Annotated in this window: 12 protein-coding genes; 3 read left to right on the forward strand and 9 right to left on the reverse strand. The window is 55.8% G+C overall.

Features of this window, described 5'->3' with window-relative positions:
• Positions 1 to 11 precede the first annotated feature (11 nt).
• The 7 genes from ubiE to udp all read right to left on the reverse strand — a co-directional run bounded on the left by ubiE (position 12) and on the right by udp (position 7,335).
• Positions 12 to 767 carry a bifunctional demethylmenaquinone methyltransferase/2-methoxy-6-polyprenyl-1,4-benzoquinol methylase UbiE gene (gene ubiE / locus KAJ71_RS21535; protein WP_248947557.1) on the reverse strand — a complete coding sequence of 252 codons (756 nt, stop codon included), beginning with the start codon at positions 765 to 767 and terminating at the stop codon, positions 12 to 14.
• 78 nt (positions 768 to 845) lie between these two features.
• A complete protein-coding gene (gene rmuC / locus KAJ71_RS21540; protein ID WP_248947558.1) occupies positions 846 to 2,393 on the reverse strand; it encodes a DNA recombination protein RmuC in 1,548 nt (515 codons plus the stop codon).
• A gap of 145 nt (positions 2,394 to 2,538) precedes the next feature.
• On the reverse strand, positions 2,539 to 3,852 hold the full coding sequence (locus tag KAJ71_RS21545) for an OprD family outer membrane porin (RefSeq protein WP_248947559.1): 1,314 nt from the start codon (positions 3,850 to 3,852) through the stop codon (positions 2,539 to 2,541).
• Between the two features lie 107 nt (positions 3,853 to 3,959).
• Entirely contained in the window at positions 3,960 to 4,742 is a 783-nt protein-coding gene (locus KAJ71_RS21550; protein WP_248947567.1) for a histidine phosphatase family protein, read from the reverse strand.
• A gap of 289 nt (positions 4,743 to 5,031) precedes the next feature.
• Positions 5,032 to 5,562 carry a DedA family protein gene (locus KAJ71_RS21555; RefSeq protein ID WP_248947560.1) on the reverse strand — a complete coding sequence of 177 codons (531 nt, stop codon included), beginning with the start codon at positions 5,560 to 5,562 and terminating at the stop codon, positions 5,032 to 5,034.
• A gap of 77 nt (positions 5,563 to 5,639) precedes the next feature.
• Positions 5,640 to 6,422 (reverse strand): tyrosine-protein phosphatase, encoded by a 783-nt coding sequence (locus KAJ71_RS21560; RefSeq protein WP_248947561.1) that lies wholly within the window; start codon positions 6,420 to 6,422, stop codon positions 5,640 to 5,642.
• A gap of 151 nt (positions 6,423 to 6,573) precedes the next feature.
• On the reverse strand, positions 6,574 to 7,335 hold the full coding sequence (gene udp / locus KAJ71_RS21565; protein ID WP_248947562.1) for a uridine phosphorylase: 762 nt from the start codon (positions 7,333 to 7,335) through the stop codon (positions 6,574 to 6,576).
• Between the two features lie 303 nt (positions 7,336 to 7,638).
• On the opposite strand from udp, the gene KAJ71_RS21570 reads away from it, so the two are divergent.
• Entirely contained in the window at positions 7,639 to 8,475 is an 837-nt protein-coding gene (locus tag KAJ71_RS21570; RefSeq protein WP_248947563.1) for a dienelactone hydrolase family protein, read from the forward strand.
• 439 nt (positions 8,476 to 8,914) lie between these two features.
• Here KAJ71_RS21570 and metE read toward each other — a convergent pair whose 3' ends face one another.
• On the reverse strand, positions 8,915 to 11,191 hold the full coding sequence (gene metE / locus KAJ71_RS21575; RefSeq protein ID WP_248947564.1) for a 5-methyltetrahydropteroyltriglutamate--homocysteine S-methyltransferase: 2,277 nt from the start codon (positions 11,189 to 11,191) through the stop codon (positions 8,915 to 8,917).
• 105 nt (positions 11,192 to 11,296) lie between these two features.
• Here metE and metR point away from each other — a divergent pair, with 105 nt between their 5' ends.
• Together metR and KAJ71_RS21585 are read left to right on the forward strand one after the other, a co-directional pair.
• Complete coding sequence (gene metR, locus KAJ71_RS21580; RefSeq protein ID WP_248947565.1) at positions 11,297 to 12,247, forward strand: HTH-type transcriptional regulator MetR; 951 nt, start codon at positions 11,297 to 11,299, stop codon at positions 12,245 to 12,247.
• A 126-nt stretch (positions 12,248 to 12,373) separates the two neighbouring features.
• Positions 12,374 to 14,965: a hypothetical protein gene (locus KAJ71_RS21585; protein WP_248947566.1), complete on the forward strand. Its 2,592-nt coding sequence runs from the start codon at positions 12,374 to 12,376 to the stop codon at positions 14,963 to 14,965.
• A 79-nt stretch (positions 14,966 to 15,044) separates the two neighbouring features.
• Here the strand turns inward: KAJ71_RS21585 and KAJ71_RS21590 are convergent, their stop codons facing one another.
• Complete coding sequence (locus tag KAJ71_RS21590; protein WP_024484623.1) at positions 15,045 to 15,905, reverse strand: carboxylate/amino acid/amine transporter; 861 nt, start codon at positions 15,903 to 15,905, stop codon at positions 15,045 to 15,047.
• Between the last annotated feature and the right edge of the window lie 217 nt (positions 15,906 to 16,122).

The raw sequence follows: 16,122 nt of genomic DNA on the forward strand, positions 1-16,122 counted from the left end.
GCATTTCCATATCAGAACTTGAAGCCCCGGTGCAGCGCTACGATGCCGCCAGTCAGGTTGAAGTAGTTGACGTTCTCGAAACCGGCCAACGCCATCATGCCCTTCAGGGTTTCCTGATCGGGGTGCATACGGATCGATTCTGCCAGATAGCGGTAACTGTCCGGATCTTTCACCACCAGCTCACCAATTTTTGGCAGCACGTGGAAGGAATAGGCGTCGTAAGCCTTGCTCAGCGGCTCCAGCAGTGGTTTGGAAAACTCCAGCACCAGCAGGCGGCCACCTGGTTTCAACACGCGGAACATTGAGCGCAGCGCTTTGTCTTTGTCGGTGACGTTGCGCAGGCCAAAGGAGATAGTGATGCAGTCAAAATAATTATCCGGGAACGGCAGCGCTTCGGCGTTGGCCTGCACGTAGCTGATATTGCCAACGATGCCGTGGTCACGCAGTTTTTCACGCCCCATCTTGAGCATGGAATCGTTGATATCCGCCAGCACCACCTGCCCCTGCTCGCCCACCATGCGGGAGAACTTGGCGGCCAGATCGCCTGTACCACCGGCCAGATCCAGCACACGTTGGCCACGGCGTACGCCGCTGCAATCGATGGTAAAACGCTTCCAGATACGATGGATACCAAACGACATCAGGTCGTTCATCACGTCATACTTTGCCGCTACCGAGTGAAAAACGTTAGCCACCATGGCCTGCTTCTCGTCTCTTGCTACGGTACGAAAGCCAAAATCGGTGGTTTCCTGCGCTTGATCTGCCATTGTCCTGCCTGCCATTCAGTCAATTTAGTGTCGTGGAGTGTATCAGAAAGCCGCGTAATACCCCACATTGCAGAGGCATCATCCGTGCGATGCGTGATGCGGTTCTTCGCAGCTATTGTCGTCGTCTTCCCCCGGCAGCGAGGCAATATCCTCGTCTGGCTCTGAGAGTAACTCATCATCCTGTTGTTCCGATGCCTGCTGCGCCAACAGCGGGTTGATGGGTCGTTTAATCTCAACCCCGAGCGCACGGAAGCCCTCAATCCGGCCGATAAGATTACCACGACCTTCGCTCAGTTTATTCATCGCCTGGTGATAACTGCCCTGCGCCCTATCCAGGCTTTGCCCCAGGGCCGACATATCGTCAACGAACAGGCGCATCTTGTCATACAGCCGGGCGGCGCGATCAGCGATCCGCTGTGCGTTCTGGCTCTGGTGCTCATAGCGCCAAAGGTTGGTAATGGTACGCAGCGCCACCAGCAAGGTCGTTGGGCTGACCAGCATGATGTTATGTTGCAATGCCTCGCTAATCAGCTCTGGCTCACGATCAATAGCCAGCAGGAAGGCAGGTTCCACCGGGATAAACATCAGCACATAATCCAGCGAACGCAGGCCTGGCAACTGTTGATAATCCTTACGGCCCAGCACACGGATGTGCCCGCGCAGCGAAGTGATATGTTCGGTCAACGCCGCTTCCCGCTCGAAATCATCTTCACTGTTGAAATAACGCTCATAGGCCACCAGCGACATTTTGGCGTCGATCACCACGTCTTTGCCCTGCGGTAAACGCACGATCACGTCTGGCTGCATGCGGCTTTGGCTATCCAGCCGCACATTGACCTGCGTCTCATACTCATGCCCTTCGCGCAGGCCAGAGGCTTCCAACACGCGGCTCAATACCACTTCACCCCAGTTACCCTGAGTTTTGTTATCGCCTTTTAACGCCTTGGTGAGGTTGAGCGCCTCGCGAGCCATTTGCGCATTCAATTGTTGTAGATTACGGATTTCGTGCGTCAATGTATGGCGTTCGCGTGCTTCCTGGCCAAAACTGTCCTGCACCTGGCGGCGGAAGCCATCCAATTGCTCACGTAACGGCAGCAACAGGCGATCCAGGCTTTGCTTATTTTGCTCATCCACCTTGCGGCCGCTGTTTTCGAAAATGCGGTTGGCCAGGTTCTCGAACTGGGTGGTCAAACGCTGTTCACTGCTGATCAATAACCGCTGTTTCTCTTCTGCGGCCATGCGGGTCTCTTCCAGGCGGATCGTCACCTCGCGCAGTTCGGCTTCCTGCGCGCTGTTGACTTCACGCTGCGCCCGTAACTCTTGGTTCAGCAATTCACATTCATTGCGCCAATGGTTGAGCTGTTGCAGCCTCTCCTGCCCAGCGGCCAGTTGGCTATGCAGGGTACGCAATTCCAGATCGTTTTGCCGCAGTAGCTGTTCGTGGCGTTGCAACGTATCTAGGCGGGAGGCAGTTTCAAGCTGTGCCTGCTGTAAAGACTGTTCCAGCAGACGCATGTCGATTTCATGCTGCGCACCGTGCTGTTGCGCCCGCAGGCTGGCGATCAGCCACCCCAGCAGTAAACCTATCGCCACGCCACCAATACCGTAAACCAAACTGGTATCCACCCTGCCTCCTGTCATACATGCATGCGCTTACGGCGCATATTGCGCCCGTTGCTTGTCACGTTAAAGGGAGCCTGTATGGATGTCCAGTCTGTTTTTATGCAGAAGTGAGCGCGGTAACCCAACGGTACCGCGCCAATAAGACAGGTTAAAACAGTTTGAAGCGGTATTCGGCGATAAACTCGCCTGACAGCGAGTGGGAGGTCTGGGAATGGCCATCCACCAGTATCGGCGTTTTATTGCTGTTCTTATAAGACCAACCCGGCCCGGCCATGGCGAACACCGTCAGGTTTTTCAGCTTGGGATGGGAGGGAGCCCAACGGCCAAAGACGTTGATCTCACCGGTACGCACCGCTGCGCCTTGATAGCTGAACTGGCCCACGTTGCCCGCCAAGCCGGCGGTAAACTCAGGCGTGATGCGGTATTCGGCCATAGTGGCCAGCATGGTTTCGCCATCACGCATATAGTCTTCACCGGCGTAGGCCATGGAGGTAAAAGTGCCGCGTGAGTTTTTGGACATATGGCGCGGATAGAAGCCAAGCTGACCGTCACCCTTTGGTGCTCGCGTATGAGCGATGCCGACCTTGACGCTCCACAGCGGCTCCTGCCATTTGGCATCCAGCGCATAGTGGTTGGCGTTATGATCGAAGTTGCGCTTGCTCAGCGCCATCTGTTTGTATTCATCGAGCGCCTGAGTGGTGTAAATCTGGCTGCCCAGGCTGAGTTTCTCATTGGCTTTGTAACCCACGCGCAGGATCTGGCGGCGTAAATAGTCCTGAGATTCCCCGTAGGCCAGTTGCCCATTAAATTGTTTATTGTCATAACCCAATTCAGCGCTGGCAAGATGGTTGATGTAGCGGCCATCGTTGGTCTGCAAACGCAGGCTGTCAGGGGAGTTACGATCCATAGAACGTTCAATATACGCACCGCGCAACGAGAGCCCAGCACCGGACACACCACCGGACCACCCCAGGTAAGTCGTAGGCGACAAGCGAGTAGAAGTGGAAATTACGCCATAGTTACGCAACACCTGCCAGCCAGCCTGCGCATTCAGTGCCGCACCACCCACGTCGCCTTTCAGCTTGATATAGCGCTGGCCCACTTTGCTGTAACCGGCCGCATTCTCTTTGCTATTACCCGGGCCATTGTTATACAGCACCCCACGAGTATTGAAGTAATCACTGGCACCCAGCTTTACCGCGCTGTAGTAATCAAGGTTAACGCCGATAAAGTCTGCCAGATAACCGGACTGATAGCCCAGTGCCAGCCCTTGCCCCCAGGCGTTATGCACTTCTTTTGGGTTGGCGGCATCTTCCTTGAGATACTTCCAGTAGTTTTTCAGCGATAGTTCAGCGTGGCTGTCGCTGAAAAAGGGCGAATTCAGGACGTCATCAACGCTGGCCTGGGCCGCGGTGGATAATAGCGAAATAGCGACCAGACAGCTCAAAGCAGAAGGTTTCATTATTGTCATCCCCGAAAAAGGTATAGAAAATCCCTGCCGAGGCGATCTGTTATCACCTCGGCTAATATCCCCAACAGAGGGGTTAGTTATTTTTTATTGGGTAAGAATCAAGGGGCTTTATTTAATAACGCTTTCCCTTTAGCGACATAAGTCATATCGCCAATATCGGTTACGGTATATTTTCCATCTTTATAAGTCATCTTGACGACTGCTGCATTAGTCAGTGGCTTATTTTTGTTCGGGTTATCGGTCATATCAGAAATCATCATCTGCATCGATAGCCCGGAAGAGACCGCCAGGATGTTTTTATCCCCATTCTTTACAGCATTCTGCACCATGGTATGCAAGGCACGTTGCATACGGGTTTTGACCTGCAGCGCGCTTTCCGCCTCTTGCTTGTCATCGCTTTGCGTGATGGCATCTACCATCGGGATCAGGCTGATTTTACCTTCGCCCATCTGCTTGAACATTTCGGCACCAGAGGCCAGGCCCAGCTGCTTGGCAGCAGCGCCGGCCATCTCGGCGTTAGGGCGCCCTTCAAAACCACCGAAGAACATTTCGCGCAGGTCGGTCAGCTCCGTGACTTTGGCATCCGGCTTACCCATTTCCTTGAGGATCACCTGCATCGTTTCACGCTGGCGACCAGCGTCGCTGGTGTAGAAGCTATCGAAAGGGATCCCCTTCAACCCGGCACCCAGATAGCGCGCGGTTTCGATCCCGGCCGGTGTCAGCGGTGAGTCAGCCCAGCCCTGCACGCGATCATAGGTATTGAGCAGCGTTTTACCGTGGCGGGCAAAATAGATATCGACGCTGTCGCTTTGCGCGGCAGTTACGTTGAAGGCCGCAGCAGAGGAAACGGCAAGTACGGAGGCCAGCAGCCAGGTTTTAATTTTCATTGACTATTCCTTAGTGAAAAAGTGATGCCTATAGGGTTATTTTTTAATCATCGGCCGATCGCCTAGTAAATTAAGGGCAAAAAAAAACCCAAACCCATAACATTGGTATGTCGACGGGTTTGGGTTTTGCCTGTTTATTCACAGTAACAATCCACTTGTTGGGAAAGTAACACTGCTAATAAAATAAGGGAATTAAAAAGCGCCAGATAAGGATAAATTCGTGATCGAATTCTCACTCTAACGCTGAATAATTAAAATATGAGGTTATCGGCAAGATACCGGTTCATGCCATCCACTGGGTAAACCATTTGATACCAAAGGCGCCTGGTGCCAGGATGCCAAAGGCCCAGACCATTGCCGAGGCCACATTAGCAATCTGGAACGCGGTTTGCGGCATGGCACAGATGCCCCCCACCAGCGGCACCACGGCACGCAACGGCCCGAAGAAGCGCCCAAAGAAGATACCCAGCACGCCCCAGCGCTCAAAAAACGCATGGCCACGCACCAACAGCTGCGGATTACGTGACAGCGGCCACATATGGGCGACGCGCCCCTGGTAGTGATAGCCTACCCAATAGGAGAGCCAGTCACCAAAGAAGGCACCGGCGGCGGCTGCAGCCCAAATCGGCCAGAAGGCAATGCCGCTCTCGCCAATCAACGCCCCTAACCCCAGTAAAATAACCGTGGCAGGCAACAGCAAAGAGAGGAAGGCCAACGACTCGCCAAACGCCAGGAAGAAGACAATCGGGATCGCCCAGGCTTCATGCTGGCGTACCACTTCCCCAACCCAGTGAATTATGTCATTGAGGCTCATGGCCCGCCCCTTTAGAGAATGGATCCGACCCGCAATGCCTTATCTCACCGGTTAAACCCCGGCTAAACATCCCGTCATTACTCCAGATAGAACGCCTGCAACGCCTCGCGCTGGCTTGGCCCCAACCCATATTCAGCTTCCAGCCAACGATCGGCAGTGCCGTATTGTTGACGAATGCAGCCTAGTGCGGTTTCCAGGAACTCTTCACGTGCACCTAACACATAAGCAAACTGCGCTACCGAGGCGTCGTTCAGGCGGCTAGAGATCTGCTCCAACATATGTTCACGATAGCTCGCCAGCGTGGTTTCGGTCAGCAGATAATCTTCCATTACCGTAGCCTCATCCGCGCCCAGCGCCAGCAGCACCATTGCCGAACCGACTCCGGTACGGTCTTTGCCTACCGCACAGTGCTGCACAATCGCACCGCCTTCAGGCTGAGCCAACAGCTGTGCCAGTTGACGATAGGCACCGTTATTGAACGGCAGACGGCGGTACAGCTCCAGCATAAAGGCCCGTGCATCAAACTTGGCCAACGTTTCGTCGGTGAGTTTTTCAAGGTTGGCATTAACTTCACTGCTGAGCGGATTGGCAGGCACGTGGTAATAGTCGGCTCCCGACCAGAGCACGTCAGGTTTGGCCTGCACTTCATCGATGTCACGGTAATCCAGCACCGAACGCATTGGCATCTGAGCCAGGTAGCTGCAGTCGTTTTCGCTCAGCCGATCCAGAGCGCCGGAGCGAAACAGCAGCCCGCGTTTGATACGGCGGCCATCGGCCACGCTGTTGCCACCTAAATCGCGGAAGTTGATGCCACCGTCTAGCGGCGCAAGTGAAGGATGGAGCAGGATCTGAGCGGTCATAGACGTCCTCATGTTGATTGTCTTGGGATTCGCCGCCACACGGCCAGCAATGGCAAAACACCAACCCTGGAAGGCCAGCAGCATGACGCAGAGAGGGATAACCGTAACAGATGGATAAACGGGCCGTCAAACGGCCCGTTAATGACGCGGATTATAACAGACGGCGAGCCGCCTCAACGACGATTTGCACCGCCTGGCTTTCGGTCTTCTTCATCGTTTCCGCATTCGGGATCTCTTGCTGGGTGCGGTTAACGATCACACCGGCAACCATCCCCGCACGCAGGCCCTGGCTGGCACACATGGTCAGCAGGGTGGCGGATTCCATTTCATAGTTCATCACGCCCATCGACTGCCACTCTTCCATCGAGCCTTTAAAGCGGCTGACTACGCGACCGGAATAGGTGTCGTAACGTTCCTGGCCTGGGTAGAAAGTATCGGAAGAGGCGGTCACGCCGATATGCGTGGTAGCACCGCTGGCCTTGGCGGCTTCAACCAGCGCAGTGGTACAGGCAAAGTCCGCCACTGCCGGGAATTCCATCGGGGCAAAGTGCAAGCTGGCACCGTCGAGGCGCACAGCAGCGGTAGTCACCAGCACGTCGCCCACATTGATATTGGACTGGATGGCACCGGTTGTGCCGATACGCAGGAAAGTACGGATGCCCAGCTGTGCCAATTCTTCAACGGCGATAGAGGTAGACGGGCCACCGATGCCGGTTGAGCACACGATCACTGCCTTGCCATCCAGCTCTGCACGCCAAGAGGTAAATTCGCGGTGGGAAGCCAGGTGTACCGGGTTTTCCATCAGCTTGGCAATTTTCTCTACACGCTGCGGATCGCCTGGGACGATGGCCAATGTTGCGCCTTGCAGATCGTTTTTAGTGAGACCGAGGTGGAAAACGTCAGACTGAGACATGGGGGACTCCTCATGGATACGGTTTTTGGGAGGAACAAACAGAGATTCTACTGACAATCGCCGTTAAATTTCGTGACAAACATCACCTTGGATAAAGAAACAGAAATTCATCTACATTATTTTTGTGATTTATGTCACATAAAAACCCTGACAAGCTTAATCTCCACTCAGTTTATACCAAGTTGCTACCTGTTCAGCCATTGCTATCCTGCGCGAAAATTCGCCACGCGGTGCTAATAAGCGCTAATCTGCCTATAGTTAACTGCCGCGCTTTTTCTCTTTAACGCATGGAGCCTGCAATCAATGAAAACAGAACAACAAATGACGTTAAAACAGGCCAAAGGGGGATTTACCCCGGCCGTCGCACCGTTGGCCACCTCAACCATTCTGACCGATATGCAGGATATACACGTGGGAGAAACCACCATCCCTTCGCAGGGGGACCAGCTGCCAGCCTATGTCGCCAAACCGGCCCATCATCAAGGGCCGTTCCCAATTGTGCTGGTCGTGCAGGAAATCTTTGGCGTACATGAACACATTCAGGATCTGTGCCGCCGATTGGCGAAGCAGGGCTATTTGGCCATCGCGCCAGAGCTCTATTTCCGCCAAGGTGATACCAGAGGGTACAGCGAAATCAGTGAGCTGATGCAAAAACTGGTCAGCAAGGTGCCAGACAGCCAAGTACTGGCCGATCTGGATCACGCCGCGCACTGGGCAACGCGCCACGGTGGCGACGCCAGCAGGTTGGCGATCACCGGTTTCTGCTGGGGCGGGCGCATCACCTGGCTGTATGCCGCGCATAATCCACAGCTGAAGGCGGCGGTGGCTTGGTACGGCAAGCTGGTGGGGGAGAAAACCTTGAATTCGCCAAAGCATCCGGTTGATATCGCCACCGATCTTTCGGCTCCGGTACTTGGCCTATACGGTGGTCAGGATGGCAGCATTCCGCAGGAAACTGTGGAAACCATGCGCCAGGCGATCCGTGCGGCCAATGCCGATGCGGAAATCGTGGTTTATCCAGAAGCGGGCCACGCTTTCCACGCCGATTACCGGCCAAGCTATAATGCGGAAGCTTCCGCCGACGGTTGGCAGCGCATGTTGACCTGGTTCAGCCAGCATGGTGTGGCGGGTGTGAAGTAATCGTCAGGGGCATCCCCTCACTCCAACCCTCTCCCAATGTACAAACTGAGGATGTCATGGGCTCTTGTGTAGGGCTGTCTCTTGATCAGATCTCCTGATCAAGAGACAGCCCCAAGGAGAGGGAACCATTCTCACCGAGATGCCAAACAGATCGAGCGCATGGCTCACAAGCCCTTTACCAGGAAACGTGCCGTGGGCTGATCGCTCTGATGCCAGGAGAGTTCGTTAAGCACCTGCAACATGAATGACCCCATGCGCGGGCCACGTTATCCTTACCCAGCAGCAGCGTGTTTTCCCCGTCCCAGCCCAACAGGCTATAGCCCAGTTGCTGCTTGCCAAACAACAGGCTGAGTGTGGTCGTCGGTTGCGGCGAGGAAAACGCGGGAGTAGAACAAGAAAAGGGCGCCGAAGCGCCCTTGAGTAAAACATCGTGGTGGGATCAGACAACCTGGTCGCGCAGGCGTTGAGCGGCTAACACCATGTTGGCCAGCGACTGGCGGGTTTCTGGCCAGCCACGGGTTTTCAGGCCGCAGTCCGGGTTCACCCACAGGCGTTCTGCCGGGATATTCTGTGCCGCTTTACGCAGCAGCGCTTCGATCCATTCCACGCTTGGCACGTTCGGCGAGTGGATGTCGTAAACGCCCGGCCCGATTTCATTTGGATAGTCGAACTCTTTGAACGCTTCCAACAGATCCATATCGGAACGTGAGGTTTCGATGGTGATCACGTCAGCATCCAGCGCCGCGATAGAATCCATGATGTCGTTGAACTCGCAATAACACATGTGGGTGTGGATCTGGGTATCGTCCTGTGCCACGGCGGCGTTCAGTTTAAAGGCATCCACCGCCCAGTCGAGGTACGCAGCCCAATCGGACTGGCGCAGCGGCAGGCCTTCGCGCAGTGCAGGCTCGTCGATCTGGATAATGCCAATGCCAGCCTTCTCCAAGTCTTCCACTTCGTCACGCAGTGCCAACGCAATCTGCTTGGCGATCACTTCACGGGTCACATCTTCACGCGGGAAGGACCAGCAAAGAATGGTCACCGGGCCGGTCAACATGCCTTTTACCGGCTTGTCGGTCAGCGACTGGGCAAACTTGGCCCACTCTACGGTGATGGCTTCCGGGCGGCTGATATCGCCAATAATCACCGGTGGTTTCACGCAGCGGGAACCGTAGCTCTGTACCCAACCGTTTTGGGTGAACACGAAGCCGTCCAGGTTTTCGCCGAAGTATTCCACCATGTCGTTACGCTCGGCCTCGCCGTGCACCAGCACGTCCAGCCCCAGGCGTTCCTGTTCAGCAATGGCCTGCTTGATATGTTCGCCAATGCTGGTGCGGTAGTTGCTACCATCCAGACGGCCCTGCTTGAAGTCCAGTCGCAGGCCGCGAATTTCGGTGGTCTGCGGGAAGGAGCCGATGGTGGTGGTTGGCCAGGCTGGCAGGTTGAAGCGATCGCGTTGAGCCTGGGCACGTTGTTCATAAGGGCGCTGACGTTCGCTGTCTTTGGCGGTGATGGCCGCCAGGCGTTGCCCAACCTGCGCATTATGCACACGGCTGGATTGGCGACGGGCGCGGATTGGTGCGCTGTAGGCATCCAGTTTGGCTTGTTTATCTGCCCCTGGTGCATTCAGAGCCGCGCTCAGCAACGCCAGCTCGGCACATTTTTGCAGTGCAAAGGCGAACCAGCTCTTCACTTCTTCGTCCAGGCGGCTTTCCACGCTCAGATCGATCGGGCTATGCAGCAGCGAGCACGAGGTGCCAATCCACAGCGGGCGGCTCCCTACCAACGGTTGCAAGCGTTCAAACCAGCTGCTCACATCGGCACGCCAGACGTTACGGCCATTGATTACCCCCAGAGACAGCACCCACTCTTTCGGCAATCCGTTGTTCAGGGCAGCAGCATCATCTTTGCCTGCGACCAGATCCACATGTAGCCCCTGCACCGGCAGTTCACGGATGGTGTCGAGGTTATGACCAATGCTGTCGAAATAGGTGGTCAGCAGCAGTTTGACCTGGCCTTGCAGCGCAGCGTAAGCCGGTTTAAAGGCGTCCAACCAGGCTTTAGGCAGTTCCAGCACCAGGGCAGGTTCGTCGATCTGTACCCACTCGATGCCGCGTTTGGCCAGCTCCGCCAGCACTTGCTGGTAGACCGGCAGGATATCGTTCAGCAGCGACAGGCGGTCGAACTGCTCACCCTTCACCTTGCCCAGCCACAGATAGGTTACCGGGCCCAACAGCACCGGTTTGATTTTGTGGCCCAGCGCCAACGCTTCGTCAACTTCATCCAGCAGTTGGGTCCAGCCCAGTTTAAACTGCTGGCCTTGAGTGAACTCAGGCACCATGTAGTGATAGTTGGTGTTAAACCATTTGGTCATTTCCGCCGCCGCCGCAGGTTCACCGGTAGGTGCGCGGCCACGGCCAATACGGAACAGGGTATCGAGATCGATCGAACCATCCTGGTTTTGATGGCGCGCCGGGACGTTGCCCAGCAGCAGACTGGTGGTCAGCACGTGATCGTACCAGGCGAAATCGCCAACCGGCACCAAATCCACCCCGGCCTGCTGTTGTTGTTGCCAGTGACGAGCGCGCAGCTCGCGGCCAACCGCCAACAGCTCTTCCTGTGTTGAATTACCTGCCCAGTAACTTTCCTGCGCTTTTTTCAGTTCACGACGCAGACCAACGCGTGGAAAACCCAGTGTGTGATTTAGAATTGTCATCGTCATATTTCCCATTTAGCCGTCCAGATGTTTACACATCCATAATCCGCAGGTACTGTATGATCCACAAGCGCAATATTTTCACTGTCACTGTGAAGGACTCTCATGATCGAACTGAAACACTTACGGACCCTACAGGCTCTGCGTAATACCGGCTCCCTGGCCGCCGCCGCCGCACAGCTTCATCAGACACAGTCTGCCCTTTCGCATCAGTTCAGCGATCTGGAGCAGCGTCTGGGCTTTAAGCTGTTCGTTCGTAAAAGCCAGCCGCTGCGCTTTACCGCTCAGGGGGAGATCCTGTTACAGCTGGCAGAACAGGTATTGCCGCAGATCCAACAGGCGCTGCAAGCCTGCCACGAACCGCATCAAACCACGCTGCGCATCGCCATCGAATGCCACAGCTGTATTCAGTGGCTCACGCCGGCGTTGGACAACTTCCGCTCCTATTTCCCGCAGGTGGTGATGGACTTCAAATCCGGCGTGACATTCGATCCACAACCGGCCTTGCAGCAAGGGGAGCTGGATCTGGTGCTGACCTCGGACATCCTGCCGCGCAGCGGGCTGCACTATTCGCCGATGTTCGATTTTGAAGTCCGGCTGATCCTGGCACCCGATCACCCGCTGGCCAATAAGTCGCACATTGAACCGGCAGACCTGAGCGATGAAGTGCTGATGATCTACCCGGTGCAGCGCCAACGGCTGGATATCTGGCGTCATTTCCTGCAACCGGCAGGCGTCAGCCCGGCGCTGAAAAACGTCGATAACACGCTGTTATTGATTCAAATGGTGTCAGCCCGGATGGGGATCGCCGCGTTACCGCACTGGGTGGTGGAGAGTTTTGAACGTCAGGGGTTAGTGGTTACCAAAACGCTTGGCGATGGCTTGTGGAGCCGATTATATGCCGCCACGCGCGACGGCGAGCAGCGCCAGACGGTCACCGAAGCCTTTATCCGCTCGGCACGTCAGCACGCCTGCGATCATCTGCCGTTCGTGCGTGATGCTGCCCGGCCCAGCGCCAATATTACCGGGGCCAAGTCCTTAACTTCTTTGAGTTAACCGGTAGGAAAGACGGGCAGTCTAATTTGCACACACTCTGCACCATGCAAATTTGGCAAAAGCAGTTACAGTAATTTCATCGGGAACAATTCCCCCATAGAAATTATCGGCTTTTCCGAGGCGCTTATGCGAACACTGCGTGGTTGTTATCAATGGTTTCTTCTCCTGGCACTGTTAGCCAGCACAACGTTATGGGCGGCCGAAGCGGTTGCTCCCTGGCCACACAGCGTGATCCTGTCCGGCACCTCCATGGAGCTGCACCAGCCGCAGCTCGACAGTTGGCAAGATAACCTGCTGAAAGGCCGCATGGTGGTCGCGGTGAAAACCGGCACCCTGACCGATGCCAAAGGTAAAAAACAGGACAAAATCAGCTACGGCGTCGCCTGGTTCAGCGCCCGCACCAGCACCGACAAGGAACAACGGCAAGTTACACTGGACAATATCAATGTTGAAAAGGTGAACTTCCCGACTGATAGCGCCAATCAAGACCATTATTTAGCCTTATTACGCCAAGTTCCTGCCAAAATGCTCTTGGTCAGCCTTGACCAGTTGGAGTCCGATCTGGCCATTCAGGATCATGTCCCACAACAGGGCGTAAAGGTAAACAACGCACCGCCAAAAATCCTGTTCGCTTTCCAACCCGCCGCACTGGTGTTACTTGATGGGCAACCCGCCTGGCAGGCTAGCGGGCAATCGGGTGTGGAACGCGCCATCAATACCCGCTCATTGTTGCTGAAAAAAGACGGCACGCTGTATATCTACTTTGCCAATCAATGGTATACCGCACCAGCCCTTGGCGGGCCTTGGGCGCAAAAACTCACGGTGCCGTTAGAGCTGACCCAGGCCATGCAGGCCGCAGTGAAAAGTAAGCAGGTCTCCACCGGGCCGCAGGAAAAAACATCGATCACCAAGCCGGCTGAGATCACCGTCTCCACTGAGCCAGCAGAGATGATCCAGATCGACGGCGATCCGCAGTTTATGCCGATTGACGGCACCCAGCTGTCTTACGTGGCCAATACCCCTTCGGATGTGTTTATCGATGCCCAACAAAATAACAGCTGGTACGTGCTGGTGTCTGGCCGCTGGTTCCGTGCCGATTCCACCAACGGCCCCTGGCAGTATGTTGCCGGGAGCGCTCTGCCCGCAGACTTTAGCAATATCCCGTCCGACAGCCCAAAAAGCGCGGTACTGGCCTCGATCCCTGGTACGCCTGAGGCTCGCGAGGCGCTGATCGCCAACTCGGTACCACAGACCGCCAAAGTGTCACGCAGCAACGCGGTGCTACAGGTTCGTTATGATGGCGGCAGCGCCAAATTCAGGCCGATAGATGGCACGTCACTGCAATATGCCTGGAACACCGATGTGCCGGTAATCAAGGTAGACGGCAAAAGCTTCTTCGCAGTGAAAAACGGCGTATGGTTTGCAGCCACCGCACCGCAAGGCCCATGGACGGTTGCCGCCAACGTCCCAGCGGTGATCTACACCATTCCAGCCAATTCTCCTTTGCATTACGTGACCTATGTTCGCGTCTACGGCAGCACCAGCGAAGCAGTATACGTCGGTTATACGCCGGGCTATTACGGCACCGTGGCCAGCAATGGCGTGGTGGTGTATGGCACCGGATATCCTTGCAACGCCTGGGTTGGCAACGTCTGGTACAGCTGCCCGGCTACCTACGGTTACGGTAGCAGCTTTGCCTGGGACCCGGCGATCGGCTGGAGCTTTGGCTTCATCAGCGGCTGGATCTGGGGCAGTGCCTGGAGCCAGCCTTGGTGGGGCCCCTGGTATGGTTACTACCCGCCCTATCATCCTGGCTACTGGGGTGGCGGCGTGTCGGTGTATAACGTCTATAACCACTGGGGGAACACCGTGGCGCAAGGCGTGCGCGCCGACTGGAGCAATCCGTGGAACGGCCATTACGGCAGCAACGTGCGCGGCAGTTTCTATAATAACGCCACCGGCGGCCACGGAGCCGGTTACGCCTGGCGCGATACCAACGGCAATAACGGCATCACCCGCGGCGGTGCAGGCGGCGTACGCTTCAATCCGCAGACCGGTCGAGCAGTGGCCGCCAACGGTGCCGGGGCTTATAACCCGAATACCGGCAACGGCATCGCCGGAGGAGAGCGCAACAGCGTGAATACCAAGACCGGGCGCGTGACCCACAGCCAAAGCATCAGTGGCACCACGCCGCAAGGGGCAGGTAAGGCAGGCAGCTTTACCACCGCCGGGAAAAATGGCGTGGCGCACGGCTCAGGTTACGTGCATTACAACAAGGAAACCGGCCAGGTGACGCATGGTGGCGTGGTTAACGGCCCCGATCGCGTCTACGCCGGGCGCGATGGCAATATCTATCAATACAACGACGGTAGTTGGCAGCAGATGAACGCCAGCGGCAAGTTTGTCAAAAGCCAGCCTCCGGCAGAGGTCAGCAGCGCCCAGCAGGCCCGCCAACGCGGCGATGAACGTCAGACCGAACGGGCGCAAACCTTGCAAACGCAACCGCGCCTGAGTCAGGAGCAGCACCAGCAGGTGCAGCAGGTGCAGCAGCGGTTACAACAAAGAACCCCTGCCCAGCAGGCACAGCCACGCATTAACCAGCAACAGCGTCAGCAGGTACAGCAGCGGTTGCAACAAAGAGCACCGGAACAGCAGCATCAGTTCGATCGCAGTAACTATGAGCCGCGTTTCCATGGGGGCATGGGGGGAAGAAGGTAGTAGTAGAATTTACAAGGGGCGCTGTATGCAGCGCCCCCTACGATAAGGCATCCCGCGTTACGTTAGCAGGCACCCAGCGTTAATGGGTGCCTTTCGGCGCTACCCAGCGGCGATGTACCCATAGCGAAGCGACAATCACCGAGCCGCCGATAATAAAGCTGGCCCAGTGCGGCTGCTGATGCCAAACAGCAAAATTAACCAACAGGCCCGCAGGCACATGCATGTTATTCATTATGCCCAAAGTACCGGCATCCACCTGTGTCGCCCCGTAGTTCCACATAAAGTAACCCAGCCCGGAAGCCACCACGCCCAACCAGACCAAAATGCCCCATTGCAGGTTGGTGGTTGGCAGCTGGTTCGGATTACCCCACAGGAACCAGGCGACCACCGCTACCGCCGCCGCCCCCAGATAGAACCAGGAAAACGCGGTATGCTGCGGCAGTGGATGCACTTCCATCAGGCGTTTGTAACCCACCATGCCAATGGCGAAGCTGATATTCGCCGCCTGCACCAGCAGCAACCCCCACCAGAAGTGATCGCTCAGTTGGTGGTAGCGGATAATCGCCGCCCCCAGCACTGCCAGTAACGCGCTGAACAGATAGCCCCAACGAAGCCGGCGGCCACTGATCAGATCGTAAATCAGCGTGATATACAACGGCGTCAGTACCGTAAACAGCAGGAATTCCGACACGGTCAGATAGATAAAGGCACGGAAGCTGATCAGGTACATGATGCCAAGCTGGAACGCGCCCACCAGCATATACAACAGGATCACTTTCAGCTTGATGTTGCGCCAGCGCAGGAACGGCAGGAACACCAGCGCCGCCAGCCCAACGCGCATCAGCACCGAGAACCAGCTGTCGACATTGCCTGCCAGGTATTCGCCGATCAGGCTAAAAGAAAATGCCCATAAAATGGTGGTAATAACCAGAAGCAGCACAACAAGTTCACCCTAAAAGATCCGAAAGGGCGATTGTAGCGGAAGCTTGACAACAATGTGGTGAAAAGGAGGTTTACAACTGAGTTCAAAATAAACTAACGGGCATTTTTGCCTGACTACGTTAGGCTTAAGTCTATGGAGTGACCCGTCCTGAATAGCGTTGACACGTTTTCGACTTAAATCCGGAGAACGTGATAATGACCGAGTTTAAACGCAC

It is taken from the genome of Serratia silvae, from assembly GCF_023282985.1.
Classification (GTDB): domain Bacteria; phylum Pseudomonadota; class Gammaproteobacteria; order Enterobacterales; family Enterobacteriaceae; genus Chania; species Chania silvae.

Excerpts from the sequence above, each read along its gene's own strand:
- ubiE (WP_248947557.1), bottom strand. The coding sequence starts at position 767 with ATGGCAGATCAAGCGCAGGAAACCACCGATTTTGGCTTTCGTACCGTA.
- KAJ71_RS21545 (WP_248947559.1), bottom strand. The coding sequence starts at position 3,852 with ATGAAACCTTCTGCTTTGAGCTGTCTGGTCGCTATTTCGCTATTATCC.
- KAJ71_RS21555 (WP_248947560.1), bottom strand. The coding sequence starts at position 5,562 with ATGAGCCTCAATGACATAATTCACTGGGTTGGGGAAGTGGTACGCCAG.
- KAJ71_RS21560 (WP_248947561.1), bottom strand. The coding sequence starts at position 6,422 with ATGACCGCTCAGATCCTGCTCCATCCTTCACTTGCGCCGCTAGACGGT.
- udp (WP_248947562.1), bottom strand. The coding sequence starts at position 7,335 with ATGTCTCAGTCTGACGTTTTCCACCTCGGTCTCACTAAAAACGATCTG.
- KAJ71_RS21570 (WP_248947563.1), top strand. The coding sequence starts at position 7,639 with ATGAAAACAGAACAACAAATGACGTTAAAACAGGCCAAAGGGGGATTT.
- metE (WP_248947564.1), bottom strand. The coding sequence starts at position 11,191 with ATGACAATTCTAAATCACACACTGGGTTTTCCACGCGTTGGTCTGCGT.
- metR (WP_248947565.1), top strand. The coding sequence starts at position 11,297 with ATGATCGAACTGAAACACTTACGGACCCTACAGGCTCTGCGTAATACC.
- KAJ71_RS21585 (WP_248947566.1), top strand. The coding sequence starts at position 12,374 with ATGCGAACACTGCGTGGTTGTTATCAATGGTTTCTTCTCCTGGCACTG.